Below are 18,350 nucleotides of genomic sequence, written 5' to 3'. Positions count from 1 at the left end.
TGAGAGCGTGCGGGCGGTGCGGGTGGGGAGGGCGGATGCGGACCGGGCCGGCGCGGGCCGGTCAGAGCGTGTCGAGCCAGTTGCGGAGCAGCCGCGCTCCGGCGTCACCCGACTTCTCGGGGTGGAACTGGGTGGCCCACAGCGGGCCGTTCTCCACGGCGGCGACGAACGGCTCGCCATGGGTGGCCCAGCTGACCTTGGGGGAGGGCATATGGGGGTTGGTGACCTCCAGCTCCCAGGTGCGGACCGCGTAGGAGTGGACGAAGTAGTACCGCTCGTCCTCGTCCAGGCCCGCGAAGAGCTGTGAGTCCCCGGGCGCCTTGACCGTGTTCCAGCCCATGTGGGGAACGACGGGGGCGCGCAGCGGCTCGACCGTGCCGGGCCATTCGTCCAGGCCCTCGGCCTCGACACCGTGCTCGATACCGCGCCCGAAGAGGATCTGCATGCCGACACAGATGCCCATGACCGGGCGGCCGCCGGACAGCCGGCGCCCCACGATCCAGTCGCCGCGCGCCTCGCGCAGCCCGTTCATGCAGGCGGCGAAGGCGCCGACACCAGGCACGAGGAGGCCGTCGGCGGCCATGGCCTTGTCGTAGTCACGGGTGATCTCGACCCGCGCGCCGACATGGGCGAGGGCCCGCTCGGCGGAGCGTACGTTGCCGAATCCGTAGTCGAAGACGACGACGTTCTTCGCGGTGGTGCTGTGCGTCAGGTCGCTCAATTCCATACCTCAAGCCGCAGGATGCCGGCGAGCAGCGCCATCGTGGCACCGATCCCGAGCAGCGTGACGATGCTCTTGGAGATGCCCTGCTTGACGAAGGAGATGACCCCGCCGAGCAGAAACAGCCCCACGAGGATGAACACGGTCGACAAGCCGTTCAAGACGCTACCTCGTTCGCTTCTCCGCCCGCGCGGCGAAAGCGCGGGTCGCAAGTCATCTGCGGCCCGGCGGCCGCGCGCGCGACGCTCACAGGGCCCCCTTCGTGGAGGGGAGGATCCCGGCGGCGCGGGGGTCGCGCTCACTCGCGTAGCGCAGGGCCCGCGCCAGGGCCTTGAACTGGCACTCCACGATGTGGTGCGCGTTGCGCCCGTAGGGGACGTGGACGTGCAGGGCGATCTGCGCCTGGGCCACGAAGGACTCCAGGATGTGCCGGGTCATCGTGGTGTCGTAGGTGCCGATCATCGGCGCGATGTTCTCCGGCTCGGTGTGCACCAGGTACGGGCGGCCGGAGAGGTCGACCGTCACCTGGGCCAGCGACTCGTCGAGCGGCACCGTGCAGTTGCCGAACCGGTAGATGCCCACCTTGTCGCCGAGCGCCTGCTTGAAGGCGGCGCCGAGCGCGAGGGCGGTGTCCTCGATGGTGTGGTGGGTGTCGATGTGCAGGTCGCCCTCGGTCTTGACGGTGAGGTCGAAGAGGCCGTGGCGGCCGAGCTGGTCGAGCATGTGGTCGTAGAAGCCGACGCCTGTTGATACAGCCACATCGCCCTTACCGTCGAGATCGATCTCGACGACGACCGAGGTCTCCTTGGTCGTGCGCTCCACACGTCCCACGCGGGTCATGCGCTCTTCTCCTTCATCAGCTCGCGTACCGCGTCGAGGAACGCGTCGTTCTCGGCCGGTGTGCCCGCGGTGACCCGCAGCCGGCCCGGTACGCCGTTGTCACGGACCAGGACGCCCCGGTCCAGCAGGCTCTGCCACGCCGCGTGGGCGTCCTCGAAGCGGCCGAACTGGACGAAGTTGGCGTCGGAGTCGGTCACCTCGCAGCCGAGGGTGCGCAGCTCGCTCACCAGCCGGTCGCGCTCGGCCTTCAGCGCCTCGACGTACCCCAGCAGCGTATCGGTGTGCTCCAGGGCGGCCAGCGCGGTGGCCTGGGTGACGGCGGACAGGTGGTACGGCAGGCGGACCAGCTGGACGGCGTCGACGACCGCCGGGTCGGCGGCGAGATAGCCGAGCCGCAGCCCGGCCGCGCCGAACGCCTTGGACATCGTGCGGGAGAGCACCATCCGCGGCCGCCCCTCGATCAGCGGCAGCAGCGAGGGGCGGTGGCTGAACTCCCCGTACGCCTCGTCCACGACGACGAGGGCCCCGGCCGCGTCCGCCCTGGCGGCCTGCGCCGCCTCGTAGAGCGCCAGTACGGTCTCGGCCGCGACGGCGGTGCCCGTCGGATTGTTCGGCGAGGTGATGAAGACGACATCGGGGCGGTGCTCGGCGATGGCCCTACGGGCGGCATCGACATCGATGGTGAAATCGTCGTTCCGCGGACCGGAAATCCAGCCGGTGCCGGTGCCGCGCGAGATCAGCGCGTGCATCGAGTATGAGGGCTCGAAGCCGATCGCGGTGCGCCCCGGTCCGCCGAAGGTCTGCAGCAGCTGCTGCAGCACCTCATTGGACCCGTTGGCCGCCCAGACCTGGGCGACACCGACCTCGAGACCGGCCGTACGGCTGAGGTAGCGGGCCAGCTCGGTGCGGAGCTCGACCGCGTCCCGGTCCGGGTAGCGGTTGAGGTTCCGGGCCGCCTCGGTGACCCGCTCGGCGATGCGGGCGACCAGCGGCTCGGGCAGCGGATAGGGGTTCTCGTTGGTGTTCAGCCGTACGGGCACCTCGAGCTGCGGGGCGCCGTACGGGGATTTGCCACGGAGCTCGTCCCGGATCGGGAGATCGTCAATGCCGGTCACTTGCTCGGTGGCACCTTCCAGTCGAACCTTGCCTTCACCGCGGCGCCGTGGGCGGGCAGATCCTCCGCCTCGGCCAGCGTCACCACATGGCCGGCGACCTCGGCCAGCGCCTCCCGGCTGTAGTCCACCACATGGATGCCGCGCAGGAACGACTGCACGGACAGCCCCGAGGAGTGGCAGGCGCAGCCGCCGGTGGGCAGCACATGGTTGGAGCCCGCCGCATAGTCGCCGAGCGACACCGGCGCATAGGCCCCGACGAAGATCGCCCCGGCGTTGCGCACCCGGGCCGCGACGGCCGCCGCGTCCTCGGTCTGGATCTCCAGGTGCTCGGCCGCGTACGCGTCCACGACGGCCAGGCCCTGCTCCAGACCGTCGACCAGCACGATGCCGGACTGCCGCCCGGACAGCGCCGGACGGATCCGGTCCTCGACGTGCTTGGTGGCCGCCAGCTGGACGTCCAGCTCCTTCTCGACCGCGGCGGCCAGCTCCTCGGAGTCGGTGACCAGCACGGAGGCGGCCAGCGGGTCGTGCTCGGCCTGGCTGATCAGGTCCGCCGCCACATGCACCGGGTCGGCGGTGGCGTCGGCGAGGATGGCGATCTCGGTCGGCCCGGCCTCGGCGTCGATGCCGATCCGGCCCTTGAGCAGCCGCTTGGCCGCGGCCACGAAGATGTTGCCCGGCCCGGTCACCATCGCGACCGGGCGGCAGTCCTCGGTGCCGTAGGCGAACATGGCGACGGCCTGGGCGCCACCCGCCGCGTAGACCTCGTCCACGCCCAGCAGCGCGCACGCCGCGAGGATGGTGGGGTGCGGCAGCCCGCCGAACTCCGCCTGCGGCGGGGAGGCGACGGCCATCGAGCCGACCCCGGCCTCCTGCGCGGGCACCACGTTCATCACCACGGAGGAGGGGTAGACCGAGCGCCCGCCCGGTACGTACAGCCCCACGCGCTCGACCGGCACCCAGCGCTCGGTGACCGTGCCGCCCGGCACCACCTGGGTGGTGTGGTCGGTGCGCCGCTGGTCACGGTGGACCAGCCGGGCCCGCCGGATGGACTCCTCCAGGGCGGCGCGCACGGCCGGGTCCAGCTCCGCGAGGGCGCGCTCCAGCGCCTCCGCGGGGACCCGCACCCGCTCTATGGCGACGCCGTCGAACCGATGGGCGTAGTCGATCAGCGCAGCGGTACCACGATGGCGCACGTCGTCGCAGATGGGCCGCACCTTCTCCAGGGCGGCCTCGACGTCGAGCTCGGCACGGGGCAGCAGGTCGCGGTCGATGCCGCCTTCCGGGAAGGCGGCACCGCGCAGATCGATACGGGAGATCACGCGATCAATTGTCTCAGACCCGCCACGACGCCCCTCCCCCCGTATCAGTCAGTGATACGGACGCCCTAAGTTGACCCTGACCGTTGGCGTTCAACCGGTTACTCAGCGGGAATGTGCTCCGTACGGGGACACGGAGAATCAGGAGGGGACACGGCTGTGACCGAGCCGCACGATGGCGACCCACCCCCGGGCCTCGATCTGACCACCGCCGAATGGGGCATGTGGCAGGCGTTCCGCAATGGCAGCACCCATGATCTGCGCACGTCGCACCCCCAGCGGAACGACCCCTCCGGCCCGTACGCCTGGGGCCCGGAGCGCAGTGTCCGCGCGCGTGTCGTGGCCCTCCTGCTGCTGGACGGACCGCCCGCGCAGCCGGGCCGGGTCGCCGCGCTCAAGCTCAACGGGGTGCACATCACCGGCACGCTCGATCTGGCCGGCGGAAACATCGAGCCCTATGTGGAGCTGAAGAACTGCCGCTTCGAGCGGGAGGTGCTGCTCCCCGAGGCGCAGTTCACCACTCTGCGCCTGGTGGGCTGCGCCCTTCCGCGGTTGGAGGCGGCCCGGCTGCGCACGGAGGGCGATCTTCATCTGCCGCGCTGTGTGGTCGAACACGGGATCCGGCTCACCGACGCCCATATCGGCACGGATTTACTGCTCAACCAGCTGATCGTGCGCCGCGACCGCCGGGGCATGTCGATCAGCGCCGACGGGCTGACCGTCGCCCAGGACTTCCAGGCCGACATGATCGAGTCCTATGGCGAGCTGAGCCTGCGCGGGGCGCAGATCGGCGTGTCGCTCAGCCTGCGCGGCAGCCGGCTGCGCAACCCTTACGGCCGCCGCGCGCTCAACGCGCCGCAGCTCACCGTGGAGCGCAGCCTCTACCTCACCGCGGGCGGGGTGAGCACGTACTCCAGCGGCTCCACCCCGCCGTACGGGACCGCCTCCACCCCCACCCGGGGCACCCGGATCCAGCGCTTCGAATGCGAGGGCGGGCTCCGGCTGGACGACGGGCGGATCGGCGACGCCATCGACTTCGACCAGGCCCGCTTCATCATGGAGAACGACCAGGAGCTCTCGCTGCGCCGGGTCCAGACCCCCGAGCTGCGCTTCCTCGGGGAGCGGCCGCAGCGGGGACGGGTGATCCTCTCCGGCGCCCGGGTGGTCAATCTTGTCGACAAGTCGGTGAGCTGGCCGGGGCCGGGCGGGCTGACCATGGCCGGGTTCAGCTATGAGTGCCTGATCCCGCGCGGCCACTTCCCGCTGGCCCGGCGGCTGGAGTGGGTGGCCGCGGCGACCCCCGAGTACGCGCCCGAGCCGTACGAGATGCTGGCCAACACGATGCGGGCCAGCGGCGAGGACGCCGACGCGCGCGAGGTTCAGCTCGCCAAGCAGCGCCGCCGCCGGGAGACGCTGCCGCTCGCCGGAAAGGTGTGGGGCTATCTCCAGGACTGGACGGTGGCCTACGGCTACCGCCCGGGCCGGGCCGCGGTGTGGATGGCGGTGCTGTGGGCGGTCGGCTCGGTGTTCTTCGCCCACAACCGGCCGGAGGCGCTGAAGCCCGATGAATCCCCGCACTGGAACGCCTCGCTGTACACGCTCGATCTGCTGATCCCGGTGATCGATCTGGGCATGGACGGCTACTGGAGACCGGACGGCGCCGTCCAATGGGCGTCCATCGTGATGATCCTGCTGGGCTGGGTGCTGGCCACCGCGGTCGCCGCCGGCGCGTCCCGGCTGCTGCGGCGCCAGTGACCGGCTGCTGCGGCGCCATGACAAGGAAACGCGCGGGGCCATTAGGCTTACGCCCCGTGACCTCCGCGCGCCTTCCGCTCTTCCCGCTGAACACGGTGCTGTTCCCGGGGCTCGTCATGCCCCTGAACGTCTTCGAGCAGCGGTACCGCTCCCTGATGCGCGACTTGTCGGCGCTTCCCGAGGACGCGCCGCGCCGGTTCGGGGTGATCGCGATCCGGGACGGCCATGAGGTCGCCCCGAGCGCGGTCGGCCTCCCGGACTCCGTCACGCGGCCGGACCCCGGCCCCACGGCCGGGTTCGGACCCGATCCCGCCAAGTCCTTCTACGCCGTGGGGTGCGTGGCGGACGCGGCCACCATCCGGGAGCAGGAGGACGGCACCTTCGAGGTGCTGGCCACCGGCACCACCCGCTTCGAGCTGGTCTCCGTGGACTCCTCAGGCCCCTATCTGACGGCCGAGGTCAAGGAGCTGGAGGAGGAGCAGGGCGAGGGTGCCGGGGCGCTGGCCTCGGGGGTCGTACGGGCCTTCCGCATGTACCAGAAGCGGCTCGCGGGCGCCCGTGAGCGGACCCTGGCGAACGAGCAGGACCTGCCGGGCGAACCGTCCGTGCTCTCCTATCTGGTGGCGGCCGCGGCCGTGCTCGACACGCCCGCGAAGCAGCGGCTGCTGCAGGCGCCGGACACCGCGAGCCGGCTGGCCGACGAGCTGAAACTCCTTCGCGCCGAGAGCGCCGTCATCGGTAAGCTCCCGTCGCTCCCGGCCGTCGATCTGACCCGCGGTCCCACCAGCCCCAACTGACGCGGACGAATATGCCCAAGAAGACCAAGAAGACCTCGGCGGGCACCCCCGCCACCACCGCCCTCACCGCGGCGGGCACGGTTTTCACCCTGCACTCCTACGAGCACGACCCGGCGGCCCCCTCCTACGGCGAGGAGGCCGCCCAGGCGCTCGGCGTCGAACCGGGCCGGGTCTTCAAGACCCTTGTCGCGAGCGTCGATGACCGCCTTACGGTCGCCATCGTGCCGGTCTCGGCCACGCTCGACCTCAAGGCGCTCGCCTCGGCGGTGGGCGGCAAGCGCGCCACGATGGCCGACCCCGCGGCGGCCGAGCGCACCACGGGCTATGTGCGGGGCGGGATCTCCCCGCTCGGCCAGCGCAAGCGCCTTCCCACGGCCCTGGACGAGTCGGCCACCGCCTACGAGACGATCTGTGTCTCCGCGGGCCGCCGGGGGCTGGAGGTCGAGCTCTCGCCGGGAGACCTGGCGTCGCTGACGGACGCGGTACTGGCGCCGATCGCCCGCGTATAGCACTCACGGTGGCTCGTGCCGCCGGGGCTCCGCCCCGGACCCCGGTCCTCAAGCGCCGGACGGGCTGATTTCAGCCCGTCCGGCGCTTGAGGACACGCCCGAAGGACGTCCGGGGTCCGCGGCGGAGCCCCAGCACGCGGCCGAGCCGCATATCGATGCTGCGGGAAGGGACGGGATGGGGCGCAGCCTGCCCCACCGCAGCCCGATGCCCCACCCCGGAACCGGGGTCTGGGGCAGAGCCCCAGTTTCGGGAAGGGGCGGGGTGGGGAACAGTCCGCCGCAGGCGTCACGATCCGCCGGACGCCGCCCCCAGCCGCTGTGAGGCCCCAGCACGCTCACGCAGGGCCCCGCAGCACGCCTGAGATGGGCCGAGCCGCTTCTCTAGCGCGCTTCCGGGCTCGCCACCGGCGGCAGCGCGGGCTCCGGGTCGCGGGGGCCGAACAGCCCCGTCAGCGCCAGATGGATCACCATCGCCGCCACCGACCACGCCAGCAGCGCCCCCTTCGCGCCCAGCTTGAGCGGTCCGTCGAAGGTGACGCCCTTACCGGCCTCCTTGGCGTGGGCCACGACGTCCGAGGTGGGCCCCAGCCAGAGGCCCAGCCGCCAGGCGATCACCGAGGCGAGCACCCCACCGATCGCCAGGCCGATGACCAGCGCGATACCGCCGTGGCGGAAGAGCAGAAAGACGATGAGGGCCGAGACGGCCCCGAAGGCGAGCCCGAGCAGCGTGAACACACCGTCCGCGCCGATCGCGTCCTCCCCTTCCGAGTTCTTCAGATAGACGGCGGAGCCGTCCGAGACCAGCGGAACCTTCGGCGCCAACCACAGCCACAGCAGACCCAGAAGCACCCCGGAGACCGCCACCGCGATGGCGACCACCGACGCCTGCACCAGTTCGGCGCGCAACTCGGGACCCGGCTCGGAGTACTCGGAGTCCTCCGGATGGCCGGAAGGGTACTCGGGGTGCTGGGGATACCCGGAGGGATTCGGCACGGAGGAGTCCCCGGCAGGCTGCCCGTGGGCCGGGGGGCGTCCCTCGGCGGGGTCCTCGTGCGGCGGAGGCGGATCATGTGGCGTCAACGGTGCGGTCACCCCGTCATCGTGCCAGGCGGACGGCGTACTTCGGTCGGCGGGACGTTCGCTGCGGCGCGTCACCGCACGGCCGCCCGCCGATAGGCCCAGGTCGCGGCGGCGAGGGACACCACGGCCACCCCGGCGCACACCCCGAGGTCGGCGCAGACCACCCACCAGTCGGGCTGCCCGTCGAAGGTCCGGGCCAGGGCCTCCACACCGTACGTCGACGGCAGCAGATCGCGCGCGTACGACACCACCTGCGGCATCCGGTCCGCGGGCAGCACTCCGAGCAGCAACGCGGCGGACATCCCCAACTGCCCGCACAGTGTGGCCAGTTCCTGGCGCGGGGCGAGCAGCCCCAGCACGGCGCCGAGTCCGGCGAGGGCGGCGCCGGAGAGGGGGATCACTGCCAGGAGGATCCACAGGTGCGTCATGGGCAGTTGGAAAAGCACACTGCCCATGACCGCGGTGACGATGGTCCCGGGCACGGTGAAGGAGGCGTACGCGGCGGCCGCGCCGAGCACCACGGCCGAGGGCGGCACCGGCAGGGTCGCGTAGTGGTCGAGCCCGCCGCTGGCCCGGAGCTGGCCGAAGTACTGGGCGAGCAGGTTGAGCGCCACGAAGGCGACGACCAGTACGCTCGACCCGGCCACCACCGACCGCGCCTCGCTCCCGCCGTCCACCACTCCGCGCATCAGGATCATGATCCCGATGGACTGGAAGGTCGCGACGAAGAGCAGCGGTATCCGGGCCACCCGGGCCCGCGAGAGCTGGGCGCGGTAGACCGCGGCGAGCGCGGGGAAGAGCCGCGCCCGCGCCGCCAGCGGCGCGGGGAGGTCCCCGGCCTCACCGGACGCCCCCGACGTACCGGAGGCACCGGGCGAGACACCGGGCGTACTGGGCAGCCCAGTGGAAGCACCGGACACACCAGGCACACCAGTGGTCCCGGACACACCGGACACGGCGGGCATGACACTCACGTTGCGCGGCTCCTCTTCGCCTCTACGGCTCTTACGGTCACGGTCACCGACGTGTTCACCGGCTCGCCCCGGCGGTCACGCCTTCACCAGCCCCTCCGCGCCCTCCGCACGGCCGCCCAGGGCGATGTACACATCCTCCAGGCTCGGCGTGGCAAGGGTGAAATCGTCCAGCGCCGCGAAGGCGGGGCCACCGGTCACGGTGGCGATGGCGGCGCGCGCCTCGTCCGGCGGGAGCCGGAGCGTCCAGCGCCGGCCGGAGACGCCGTCGGCGGCCCGGGCCGCCTCGGCGGCCTTCCGCAGGGCGGCGACCTCGGGCACGTCCAGTGGCGGCTCGGTGCGCCACACCAGGTCCAGCCGCACCTCGTCGGCGACCAGCGCCTTCAGCCCGGCGGGCGTGTCGCAGGCGATGACCTTGCCGCGGTCCAGCACGGCGACCCGGTCCAGAACCGTTTCCGCCTCGATCACATTGTGGGTGACCAGCACCACCGTCACGCCCCGCTCGGCCCGCCGCCGGTCCACGGCCGCCCATACGGCGCGCCGGGCGACGGGGTCCATTCCGCTGGTGGGCTCGTCCAGCACCAGCAGCGGCCGCTCCCCCACCAGCGCGGCGGCGACACAGGCAAGGCGCCGCTGGCCGCCGGAGAGCTTCTTCAGCGGGCGCCCGGCGATCTCCCCGAGCCCCAGTTCCTCGATCACCGCGTCCCGCTCGGCACGGGCCGCGCGGGCCTCCAGCCCGCGCAGCCGCGCGGTGGTCTCGGCGGCGAGGGCGACGGTCAGCTCGTCCAGCGCGGTCGAGTCCTGGCCGAGGTAGCACAGCAGCCGGGCGGCGCGCTCGGGGTGGCGTACGAGATCGTGGCCGAGCACCCGCACACTGCCCTCGTCGGGCCGCAGCAGGCCGGTGAGCTGCCGTACGAGGGTGGATTTGCCGGCGCCGTTGGGCCCGAGCAGCCCGAAGACCTCGCCGCGCACCACATCGAGATCGATGCCGTCGCTGGCCCGGACGGCGGGCGTGGCGGGGGCGCCGCGGCGGCCGCGCGCCGCGGGATAGGTCTTGACCAGGCCGCGCACGGTGCACACCACATCGCCGCTCGTCGCCTGTTTCGCGCCCGTCCTCACGAGCTATGAGGGTACGCGCCCAAACACCCGCTCCCGCCCCCGGGGCCCTCGGGGACGGATCGGAGGATCACAGGACGAGCAGGGTCGGCGGCGCGGTCGTGTCGGTGCCACCGGGGGTCGTGACGAGGACGGAGTACGTCCCGGGGAGCACCACGGGCACGACGGCGAGGATCTGGGTCGGGGAGAGGTTCACAAAGGTGGCGGGGGTCTGGGTGAGCCCGTCGCTGAGGGCCACCGCGGTGGCGTCGAGCAGACAGGTGCCGCTGATCGTGACGTTCTGGCCGGAAAGCTGCGCCGCCGGGGTGACGGAGACGGCGCTGGGGGCGTCGTAGAAGGTGTACGCACAGCCGCTCCCCATGGGGACGCTCGTTCCGCCGAGGGAGGTGACGGTGACGTCCACCGTGTCGGTGCAGCCCGCGATGGGGGTGGTGTGGGCGGGTGTGGTGACGGTGAGCTCGCCGTCGGTCGCGGGCGGGAACGTTCCGGTGGCCGCGCCGACCGATCCGAAGGTGACGCCGGTGGCGGTCAGGAAGCCCGTGCCGAGGAGCGTGACCGCAGTGGGCCCGGCCGGTCCGGCATTGCTGCTCAGGCCGTGGCAGACCGGCGCGGGGATGACGAAGAAGGGTAAGAAGTTGCTGGTCGTCGAGGTCCGGGCGGTGACGGTGACGCGGTACTGATCGGCACACAGCGCCGGAACGGTCGCGGTGACCGCACCGGCGGTCACGGTGCTGGGGACGACCGGTTCCGCCCCGAAGTTCACCCGGGTGGTGTCCGCGAGGCCCGAGCCGCTCAGCGTGACCGTGTCCCCGGCCTTGCCCTGGTCGGTGCCGGTGGCGGGGTTCACCAATGACGTGAGAGTTGCCATGGTCATCCTCCTTGGCGCATACGGCCGGTGACCGCGCCGGGCCCTCGGCGAGCCGTCCCCGAAAGCCGATTGCCTCCCGGTTGCAGTCGATTGAAGCAATCGGACAAGCGGAACAACAGGCGCAAGGGGCGCATTACGGCGGGCGCGGAGCGGCGGGCGCGGGACGGCGCGCCCCGCCCAGAGTGAGCCCCCTTGGACCCCGCTCCTCAGACACCGGAGGGCTGGCTGTGCGGAGCGGCGCTAGCCGCCCGTCTGGGCGTGTTCCGCGGCCGAGCGGAGGTCGATTTCGCGCCAGAAGCCCGCCCGGATCGCATAGCGGTCGTGCTCGTCGATCTGGTCGTCCTTGTGGGCCAGCAGCCCGAAGCGGGCGGCGTAGCGCAGCAGTTCACCGTCGATGCGGTGCGGGATGCGGGGGTACTCCGTGGAGATCTGGCGCAGGGGCCCCGGTTCGGCGAGCCGGTCGGTCCAGCGGCGGGCGAAGACCTGGCCGACCTCGAACGGGTCGCCGCTGACGGCCGTGATGTCCTCCTCGCGGTCGGCCCAGCGCTGCTCCGCGCTGGTGAGCTGGGCCAGCATGGGGAGGTTGGCGGTCTCCGGCGGCTCCCCCACCGCGCCGGGGCCCCGGTCGATCCAGCCCTTGTCGGAGGACCAGCGCAGGGTGGCCCCGGCGGCCTGCTGCCGCTCCGTCTGGCCGCCGGGCGCGGCCGGGCCGCGGCCCAGGTCGGCGAGGTCCTTGGGGGTGGGCACCCCCTTGCCGGCGCCCGCCGCCACGCCGTCCGCGCCCGGCTCGGGGGCCGGGGCGGCGGGACGGCCGGGGGCGGCGGCCGGGCCGGTCACCTCGGCGCCGGGCCGGGCGGCGCCGTTACGGCCGCCAGGGGCCTCCGCCGTGCCGGGTGACCCGGCCGCGGCCGCGGCGGCAGCGGCGGCCGTCTCCGGCAGCGGGGCGGAGAGAATGGCCGCGATCTCCGGGCGGGGCTCGGAGACGGGCGCACAGGGCCCGGGAAGCTCCTTGGCGCGCACCGCCCTGGTGATCCAGGCGCGGTCGAGGACGCGCCGCTCATCGGCCTCGGCGACCAGGTCCTCGGACTGGTTGTAGTCGCCGTCGGCGGCCTGGACCGCCCAGAGGTGGACGGCGACGCCGTGCTCCTTGGCCGACATCAGTCCGGGCAGCAGGTCTCCGTCGCCGGTGACGAGGACGATGTCGGCACAGGCCCGGTTGCGGGCGAGCTCGGTGAGCTCGGCGTGCATGGCGGCGTCCACGCCCTTCTGGGCCCAGCGGCCGTCACTACGGGTGAGCGCGCCCAGCCGTACGGTCACCCGGGGCATCACGCGCAGCCGCCGGTGCTCGGGCTGGGGCACCCGGTCGGGGGCGCCGTCGAACCAGTAGATGCGCAGCAGCGGGCACTCGGTCTCGGTCTCGGCGCGCTCCCGCAAGCCCTGGATGAGGGTCGCGTGGTCGACGGAGATACGCGATCGGGCGGGCTCCCCGGCCAGCAGGCTCGCGGCGGCGCCCAGCAGATACCCGGCGTCCACCAGGACGACGCAGCGGTCCACGTTCCACCCTCTTTCCTGACGGTCCAGTCCTCGGTCGCCCCCCGCGCACAGCCGTGCCCCGGATGTGGTTTTCGACTTTCTTCGAGTCTGCCCGACCGTGCGGGGGTTATCAGTCCGAACTGGATCACCGGCGTGGCGGATACGGCCTACCCGCCAATACCCTCCTTCTCACTCACCGTAATTGCCCGAAATGCACGGGTCACCGCGGCATGTCACTGTTTCTTCCCGAAGGGCTTCTCCCGGCAGGGCCCTTCGCCAGGGGGCTGATCCCAACCGGAGGAACACCACCATGGGCAAGAACAAGAACCGCGATCGCAAGCAGCAGCAGGAACAGCGTCAGGAGCGCGGCACGGCCGACCGCTCCGCCGAGCAGCAGCCGTCGATGGAGGGGCAGTCGCAGGCGATGCGACCGGAGGGCAGCCCCTCGACGGCCCGTAAGGGCCGGCAGAAGAGTTTCGGCCACAACTGACGCACCGCGCACCGGCGCTGGGCCACCGCGGTGGCAGGCCGCGTGACCGTGGCCCCCCAGGGGCGCGCCCGATGCGGGCGCGCCCCTGGTGCGTTCGCGCCGGCGTCAGGGCCGCCGGGCGCTCATCCGGCCAGGCAGGACGCCCCCAACAGCACCTTGAGATCCCCGAAGAGCGCCGGATCGGCGGTGACGCGGTGCCGGTCCAGCCGCAGCACGGTGGTCTTCCGCGCCCCTTGGAGCTTGATCCGCACCTCGGTGGCGCCGCGGTGGTGGGTGAGCACCTCGCCCAGCTTCTCGACCAGCGGCGGGGTGACCTTGACCGTGGGAATGGTGATCGTCACGGGCGCGTTGGCCGACGCCTCGGACAGATCGGGGACCATCAGCTCCATGGCGACCAGCCGGGGCACGTCCTCGCGCTTGTCGAGGCGGCCCTTGACGAAGACCACCGCGTCCTCGACGAGCTGGGTGGAGACCAGCTGGTAGGTGGCCGGGAAGAACATGCACTCGATGGAGCCGGCCAGGTCCTCCACGGTGGCGATGGCCCAGGCGTTGCCCTGTTTGGTCATCTTGCGCTGCAGACCGGAGATGATGCCGCCGATGGTGACGATCGCGCCGTCCGCGTGCTCACCCCCGGTGAGCGCGGAGATCGCCGCATCCGCCTTCTCGTTCAGCACATGCTCGATGCCGAACAGCGGATGGTCGGAGACATACAGGCCCAGCATCTCCCGCTCCTGGGCCAGCAGATAGGTCTTCTCCCATTCGACGTCAGAGAACTCGACGTCCAGGCCGAAGCCCGGGCCTTCGCCGTCCCCGCCGTCACCGGCCATGCCGCCGAAGAGGTCGAACTGCCCCTCGGCCTCCTTGCGCTTGACCGCGACGACATTGTCGATCAGCGCCTCGTAGTGCGCCGTGAGCCCCTTACGGGTGTGGCCCATCTCGTCGAAGGCGCCCGCCTTGATCAGCGATTCCGTGGTGCGCTTGTTGCACACCACCGCCTCGACCTTGTCCAGGTAGTCCGGGAACGAGGCGTACTTCCCCTTGGCCTTACGGCCACGGATGATCGCTTCCACCACGTTCTGACCGACGTTCCGGACCGCCGTGAGACCGAAGAGGATCACATCATCACCCTGAGCGGTGAAGTTGGCCTCGGACTCATTGACGTTCGGCGGCAGCACCTTGATGCCCATGCGACGGCACTCGTTCAGATAGACCGCCGACTTGTCCTTGTCGTCACGCACCGAGGTGAGCAGTGCCGCCATGTACTCGGCGGGGTAGTTGGCCTTGAGGTACGCGGTCCAGTAGGTGACCAGGCCGTACGCGGAGGAGTGCGCCTTGTTGAACGCGTATCCGGCGAACGGGACCAGGACGTCCCACACCGCCTGGATGGCCTCGTCGGAGTAGTTCCGCTCGCGCATGCCCTTCTGGAAGGGCACGAACTCCTTGTCCAGGACCTCCTGCTTCTTCTTGCCCATGGCCCGGCGGAGCAGGTCGGCCTGGCCGAGCGAATAGCCGGCGAGCACCTGGGCGGCCTTCTGCACCTGCTCCTGGTACACGATGAGGCCGTAGGTGATGCCCAGGACCTCCTTGAGCGGCTCCTCCAGCTCGGGGTGGATCGGGGTGATCTCCTGCTGCCCGTTCTTCCGCAGCGCGTAGTTGATGTGCGAGTTCATGCCCATCGGGCCCGGCCGGTAGAGGGCCGAGACGGCGGAAATGTCCTCGAAGTTGTCGGGCTTCATCATGCGCAGCAGGGACCGCATGGGGCCGCCGTCGAACTGGAAGACGCCGAGGGTGTCACCGCGGCAGAGCAGTTCGAAGGTCTTGGGGTCGTCCAGGGACAGATCGAGCAGCTTCAGATCGATGCCCTTGTTGGCGCGCACCATCTTGACGGCGTCGTCCATGATGGTGAGGTTGCGCAGGCCCAGGAAGTCCATCTTCAGCAGGCCGAGCGACTCACAGGTGGGGTAGTCCCACTGGGTCACGACCTGGCCGTCGTTCTTCGGCGAGAAGACCGGGACGTGGTCGGTCACCGTCTCGCTCGACATGATCACGCCGGCGGCGTGCACACCCATCTGGCGCACCAGGCCCTCGATACCGCGCGCGGTGTCGATGACCTTCTTCACATCCGGCTCGTTCTCATACATCCCGCGCACCTCGCCCGCCTCGCTGTAGCGGGGGTGCTTCTCATCGGTGATGCCGGAGAGCGGGATGCCCTTGCCGAGGACGTCGGCGGGCATGGCCTTGGTGATGCGGTCGCCCATCGCGTACGGATAGCCGAGCACGCGGGCCGAGTCCTTGATGGCGTTCTTGGCCTTGATGGTGCCGTAGGTGCCGATCTGGGCGACCTTGTCATGGCCGTATTTCTCGGTGACGTACCGGATGACCTCACCGCGCCGACGCTCGTCGAAGTCGATGTCGACATCGGGCATGGACACACGCTCGGGGTTGAGGAACCGCTCGAAGATCAGCCCGTGCTCGACCGGGTCGAGGTCGGTGATGCCCATCGCGTACGAGACGATCGAACCGGCCGCGGAGCCACGGCCGGGGCCGACCGCGATGCCGTTGTTCTTGGCCCACATGATGAAGTCGGCGACCACGAGGAAGTAGCCCGGGAACCCCATCTGGATGATGACGTCCATCTCGTACTCGGCGAGCTTCTGACGGTCCTCGGGGACGCCGCCGGGGAAGCGGCGGGCCATCCCCTTCTTGACCTCCTCCTGGAACCAGGTGACCTCGGTATACCCCTCGGGGACGTCGAACCGCGGCATCAGGTCGCGCTTCTCGAACCAGCCGGTGGCGTCGATCTGCTCGGCGACCAGCAGGGTGTTGCGGCAGCCCTCCTGCCAGGCGTCCGAGGAGTCGATGGCGTACATCTCCTCCGTGGACTTCAGGTAATAGCCGGTGCCGTCGAAGCGGAAGCGGTCCGGATCGGAGAGGTTCTTGCCGGTCTGGACGCACAGCAGCGCGTCATGGGCCGTCGCCTCGCGGGAGTACGTGTAGTGCGAGTCATTGGTGACCAGCGGCGGGATGTCCAGCTTCTTGCCGATCTCCAGCAGCCCGTCCCGGACCCGGCGCTCGATCTCGATGCCGTGGTCCATCAGCTCCAGGAAATACCGGTCCTTGCCGAAGATGTCCTGGTACTCGGAGGCGGCCTTGAGCGCCTCGTCGAACTGGCCGAGCCGCAGCCGGGTCTGCAGCTCGCCCGAGGGGCAGCCGGTGGAGGCGATCAGGCCCTCGGACCACTGGGCGATGGTCTCCTTGTCCATCCGCGGCCACTTGACGAAATAGCCCTCCATATAGGCGTCCGAGGAGAGCCGGAAGAGGTTGTGCAGACCGGTCTTGTTCGACGCCCAGATGGTCTTGTGGGTGTAACCACCGGAACCGGAGACGTCATCGCGCTTCTGATGCGGCTGGCCCCACTGGACACGCCGCTTGTAGCGCCGCGACTCGGGCGCCACATACGCCTCGATCCCGATGATCGGCGTGACCCCGGCGCCCGTCGCCTGCTGGTAGAAGTCGTACGCACCGTGGAGGTTGCCATGGTCGGTCATGGCGATGTGGGTCATGCCCATCTCGTTGCACGCGTTGAACATGTCCTTGAGCCGCGCCGCACCGTCCAGCAGCGAGTACTGGGTATGGACATGCAGGTGCGTGAAGGGCGGCTTGGTCACGGTGGAAGACCTCCGGCGAACAATCGATGACGGCAGGGCGAGACAGCTCCGAAGGTTACCCCTCCGCACTGACAGGAGCCGGGCACTCACGAGTAGCCTCAGGCGTTGATCCCGACGGGTCATCCGGTCTTCGCGCGCACCTGGCGCGACGGAACATACCCTGTCGTATCTGCCACACCGATCACATCCCTCATGCCCCAGGAGGCGTTCCGCGATGTCGAACCAGCAGACCCAGGCGGAACAGCGCGGCGAGCACATCCTCGCCGTATTCGACACCGCCTTCGGCGAGCTGCTCGCCGCCGACCCGGCCGCCTTCCGCGTCAAGTTCCGGAAGATGGCCGCCTCGGCGTTCGCGTTCTACCGCGGCACCGCCTGCCTGTTCTATTCCGATGTGGAGCGGGAGCGCGCCGGCGGGCCGTACCTGGACGACCGCACCAGCCGGGTGTGGATCCATGGCGACCTCCACGCCGAGAACTTCGGCACCTACATGGACGCCAACGGCCGGCTGATCTTCAATGTGAACGACTTCGACGAGGCCTACGTCGGCCCCTTCACCTGGGACCTGAAGCGCTTCGCCGCCTCCGTGGCGCTCATCGGCTACACCAAGGCGCTCAGCGACGACAAGATCTCCGAGCTGGTGCGGACGTACGCCGGCGCCTACCGCGAGCGCATCCACGCCCTGGCCACCGGCGCCAAGAACGACGAGGTGCCGCCCTTCACCCTGGAGACCGCCGAGGGTCCGCTGCTGGACGCGCTGCGTGACGCCCGCTCGCTGACCCGCTTCGGGCTGCTGGACTCGATGACCGAGATCCGCGACTTCGAGCGCCGCTTCACGGCCGGCGGCGGGTCCATCGAGCTGGACGCGGCCACCCGCTACAAGGTCCTGGCCGCCTTCGACGGCTATCTGGAGACGCTCCCCGAGTCCAGTCTCTCGCGCCCGGACTCCTACCGCGTCAAGGATGTCGTGGGCCGCCGGGGCATCGGCATCGGCAGCGCCGGGCTCCCCTCGTACAACATCCTCCTGGAGGGCAACAGCGACGCCCTGGAGAACGATGTGGTGATCTACATGAAGCAGGGGCAGACCCCGGCGGTCTCCCGGCACATCACCGACGAGCAGGTGCGGTCGTACTTCCACCACGAGGGCCACCGCACGGTGATCTCCCAGCGCGCGCTGCAGGCCCACGCCGACCCGTGGCTGGGCTGGACCGAGCTGGACGGGGCCGGGCAGCTGGTCGCCGAGGTGTCGCCGTACGCGGTGGACCTCGACTGGTCCGACATCGACGACCCGGCCGAGATCGCGGCGGTCGTGGCCGACCTGGGGCGGGCGACGGCCACCATGCACGCGGCCGCCGACGACCAGAGCGGCCACTCGCTGGTGCCGTTCTCCACCGAGCGCGCCATCGACGCGGTGATCGCCGCCGACGAGGACGGCTTCGCCGACCTCCTGGTGGACTTCGCGCACTCCTACGGTGCCCGCGCCCGGGCCGACCACCAGATCTTCGTGGACCTGTTCCGCAACGGCCGCATCCCCGGGCTCTGATCGTCACGCCGGGCTCTGATCGCCACCC

16 protein-coding genes are annotated in these 18,350 nt (G+C 70.8%); 5 read left to right on the top strand and 11 right to left on the bottom strand.

The annotated features are described in order from the left end of the window. Positions 1-61: 61 nt before the first annotated feature. From hisH to hisD, 5 genes are all read right to left on the bottom strand, one after another. Positions 62-727: an imidazole glycerol phosphate synthase subunit HisH gene (hisH, locus tag J8403_RS31640; protein ID WP_211126148.1), complete on the bottom strand. Its 666-nt coding sequence runs from the start codon at positions 725-727 to the stop codon at positions 62-64. Further along, on the bottom strand, positions 718-882 hold the full coding sequence (locus J8403_RS31635) for a hypothetical protein (protein WP_162952980.1): 165 nt from the start codon (positions 880-882) through the stop codon (positions 718-720). Before J8403_RS31635 ends, hisH begins: the two co-directional genes overlap by 10 nt. Before the next feature lie 85 nt (positions 883-967). Further along, positions 968-1,561, bottom strand: coding sequence for an imidazoleglycerol-phosphate dehydratase HisB (gene hisB / locus J8403_RS31630; RefSeq protein ID WP_059142224.1), 594 nt, complete (start codon positions 1,559-1,561; stop codon positions 968-970). Beyond that, positions 1,558-2,676: a histidinol-phosphate transaminase gene (locus tag J8403_RS31625; protein ID WP_211126147.1), complete on the bottom strand. Its 1,119-nt coding sequence runs from the start codon at positions 2,674-2,676 to the stop codon at positions 1,558-1,560. Before J8403_RS31625 ends, hisB begins: the two co-directional genes overlap by 4 nt. After that, on the bottom strand, positions 2,673-3,998 hold the full coding sequence (gene hisD, locus J8403_RS31620) for a histidinol dehydrogenase (RefSeq protein WP_211126146.1): 1,326 nt from the start codon (positions 3,996-3,998) through the stop codon (positions 2,673-2,675). The genes J8403_RS31625 and hisD overlap by 4 nt, the downstream gene beginning before the upstream one ends. Before the next feature lie 156 nt (positions 3,999-4,154). Between hisD and J8403_RS31615 the strand changes: the two genes are divergently transcribed. Genes J8403_RS31615 through ybaK form a run of 3 tightly spaced genes read left to right on the top strand, consistent with a single transcriptional unit; the run spans position 4,155 to position 7,056 of the window. Next, complete coding sequence (locus J8403_RS31615; protein ID WP_211126145.1) at positions 4,155-5,750, top strand: oxidoreductase; 1,596 nt, start codon at positions 4,155-4,157, stop codon at positions 5,748-5,750. Between the two features lie 56 nt (positions 5,751-5,806). After that, positions 5,807-6,547 (top strand): LON peptidase substrate-binding domain-containing protein, encoded by a 741-nt coding sequence (locus J8403_RS31610; protein ID WP_093461062.1) that lies wholly within the window; start codon positions 5,807-5,809, stop codon positions 6,545-6,547. Positions 6,548-6,558: 11 nt separating this feature from the next. After that, on the top strand, positions 6,559-7,056 hold the full coding sequence (ybaK, locus tag J8403_RS31605; protein WP_211126144.1) for a Cys-tRNA(Pro) deacylase: 498 nt from the start codon (positions 6,559-6,561) through the stop codon (positions 7,054-7,056). Positions 7,057-7,437: 381 nt separating this feature from the next. Here ybaK and J8403_RS31600 read toward each other — a convergent pair whose 3' ends face one another. From J8403_RS31600 to J8403_RS31580, 5 genes are all read right to left on the bottom strand, one after another. Then, positions 7,438-8,049 carry an ABC transporter permease gene (locus tag J8403_RS31600; protein WP_374212280.1) on the bottom strand — a complete coding sequence of 204 codons (612 nt, stop codon included), beginning with the start codon at positions 8,047-8,049 and terminating at the stop codon, positions 7,438-7,440. 158 nt (positions 8,050-8,207) lie between these two features. Next, on the bottom strand, positions 8,208-9,110 hold the full coding sequence (locus J8403_RS31595) for an ABC transporter permease (protein ID WP_211126142.1): 903 nt from the start codon (positions 9,108-9,110) through the stop codon (positions 8,208-8,210). 75 nt (positions 9,111-9,185) lie between these two features. Continuing rightward, positions 9,186-10,226 carry an ABC transporter ATP-binding protein gene (locus J8403_RS31590; RefSeq protein ID WP_211126141.1) on the bottom strand — a complete coding sequence of 347 codons (1,041 nt, stop codon included), beginning with the start codon at positions 10,224-10,226 and terminating at the stop codon, positions 9,186-9,188. 67 nt (positions 10,227-10,293) lie between these two features. Further along, positions 10,294-11,091 (bottom strand): IPT/TIG domain-containing protein, encoded by a 798-nt coding sequence (locus J8403_RS31585; RefSeq protein WP_211126140.1) that lies wholly within the window; start codon positions 11,089-11,091, stop codon positions 10,294-10,296. Positions 11,092-11,331: 240 nt separating this feature from the next. Further along, the gene (locus tag J8403_RS31580; RefSeq protein WP_211126139.1) at positions 11,332-12,645 is read right to left on the bottom strand and encodes an NYN domain-containing protein; all 1,314 of its coding nucleotides are present in this window, start codon (positions 12,643-12,645) and stop codon (positions 11,332-11,334) included. Positions 12,646-12,934: 289 nt separating this feature from the next. On the opposite strand from J8403_RS31580, the gene J8403_RS31575 reads away from it, so the two are divergent. Continuing rightward, the gene (locus tag J8403_RS31575) at positions 12,935-13,114 is read left to right on the top strand and encodes a hypothetical protein (RefSeq protein WP_093461070.1); all 180 of its coding nucleotides are present in this window, start codon (positions 12,935-12,937) and stop codon (positions 13,112-13,114) included. A 122-nt stretch (positions 13,115-13,236) separates the two neighbouring features. Here J8403_RS31575 and dnaE read toward each other — a convergent pair whose 3' ends face one another. Continuing rightward, entirely contained in the window at positions 13,237-16,782 is a 3,546-nt protein-coding gene (dnaE, locus tag J8403_RS31570) for a DNA polymerase III subunit alpha (RefSeq protein ID WP_211126138.1), read from the bottom strand. A gap of 214 nt (positions 16,783-16,996) precedes the next feature. Between dnaE and J8403_RS31565 the strand changes: the two genes are divergently transcribed. Next, a complete protein-coding gene (locus tag J8403_RS31565; RefSeq protein ID WP_211126137.1) occupies positions 16,997-18,322 on the top strand; it encodes a DUF2252 domain-containing protein in 1,326 nt (441 codons plus the stop codon). Positions 18,323-18,350: the final 28 nt, after the last annotated feature.

It is taken from the genome of Streptomyces yatensis (genome assembly GCF_018069625.1).
GTDB classification, from domain to species: domain Bacteria; phylum Actinomycetota; class Actinomycetes; order Streptomycetales; family Streptomycetaceae; genus Streptomyces; species Streptomyces yatensis.
The sequence above is the reverse complement of the archived record's forward strand: the minus strand, read 5'-3'. Positions and strand labels throughout refer to the sequence as shown.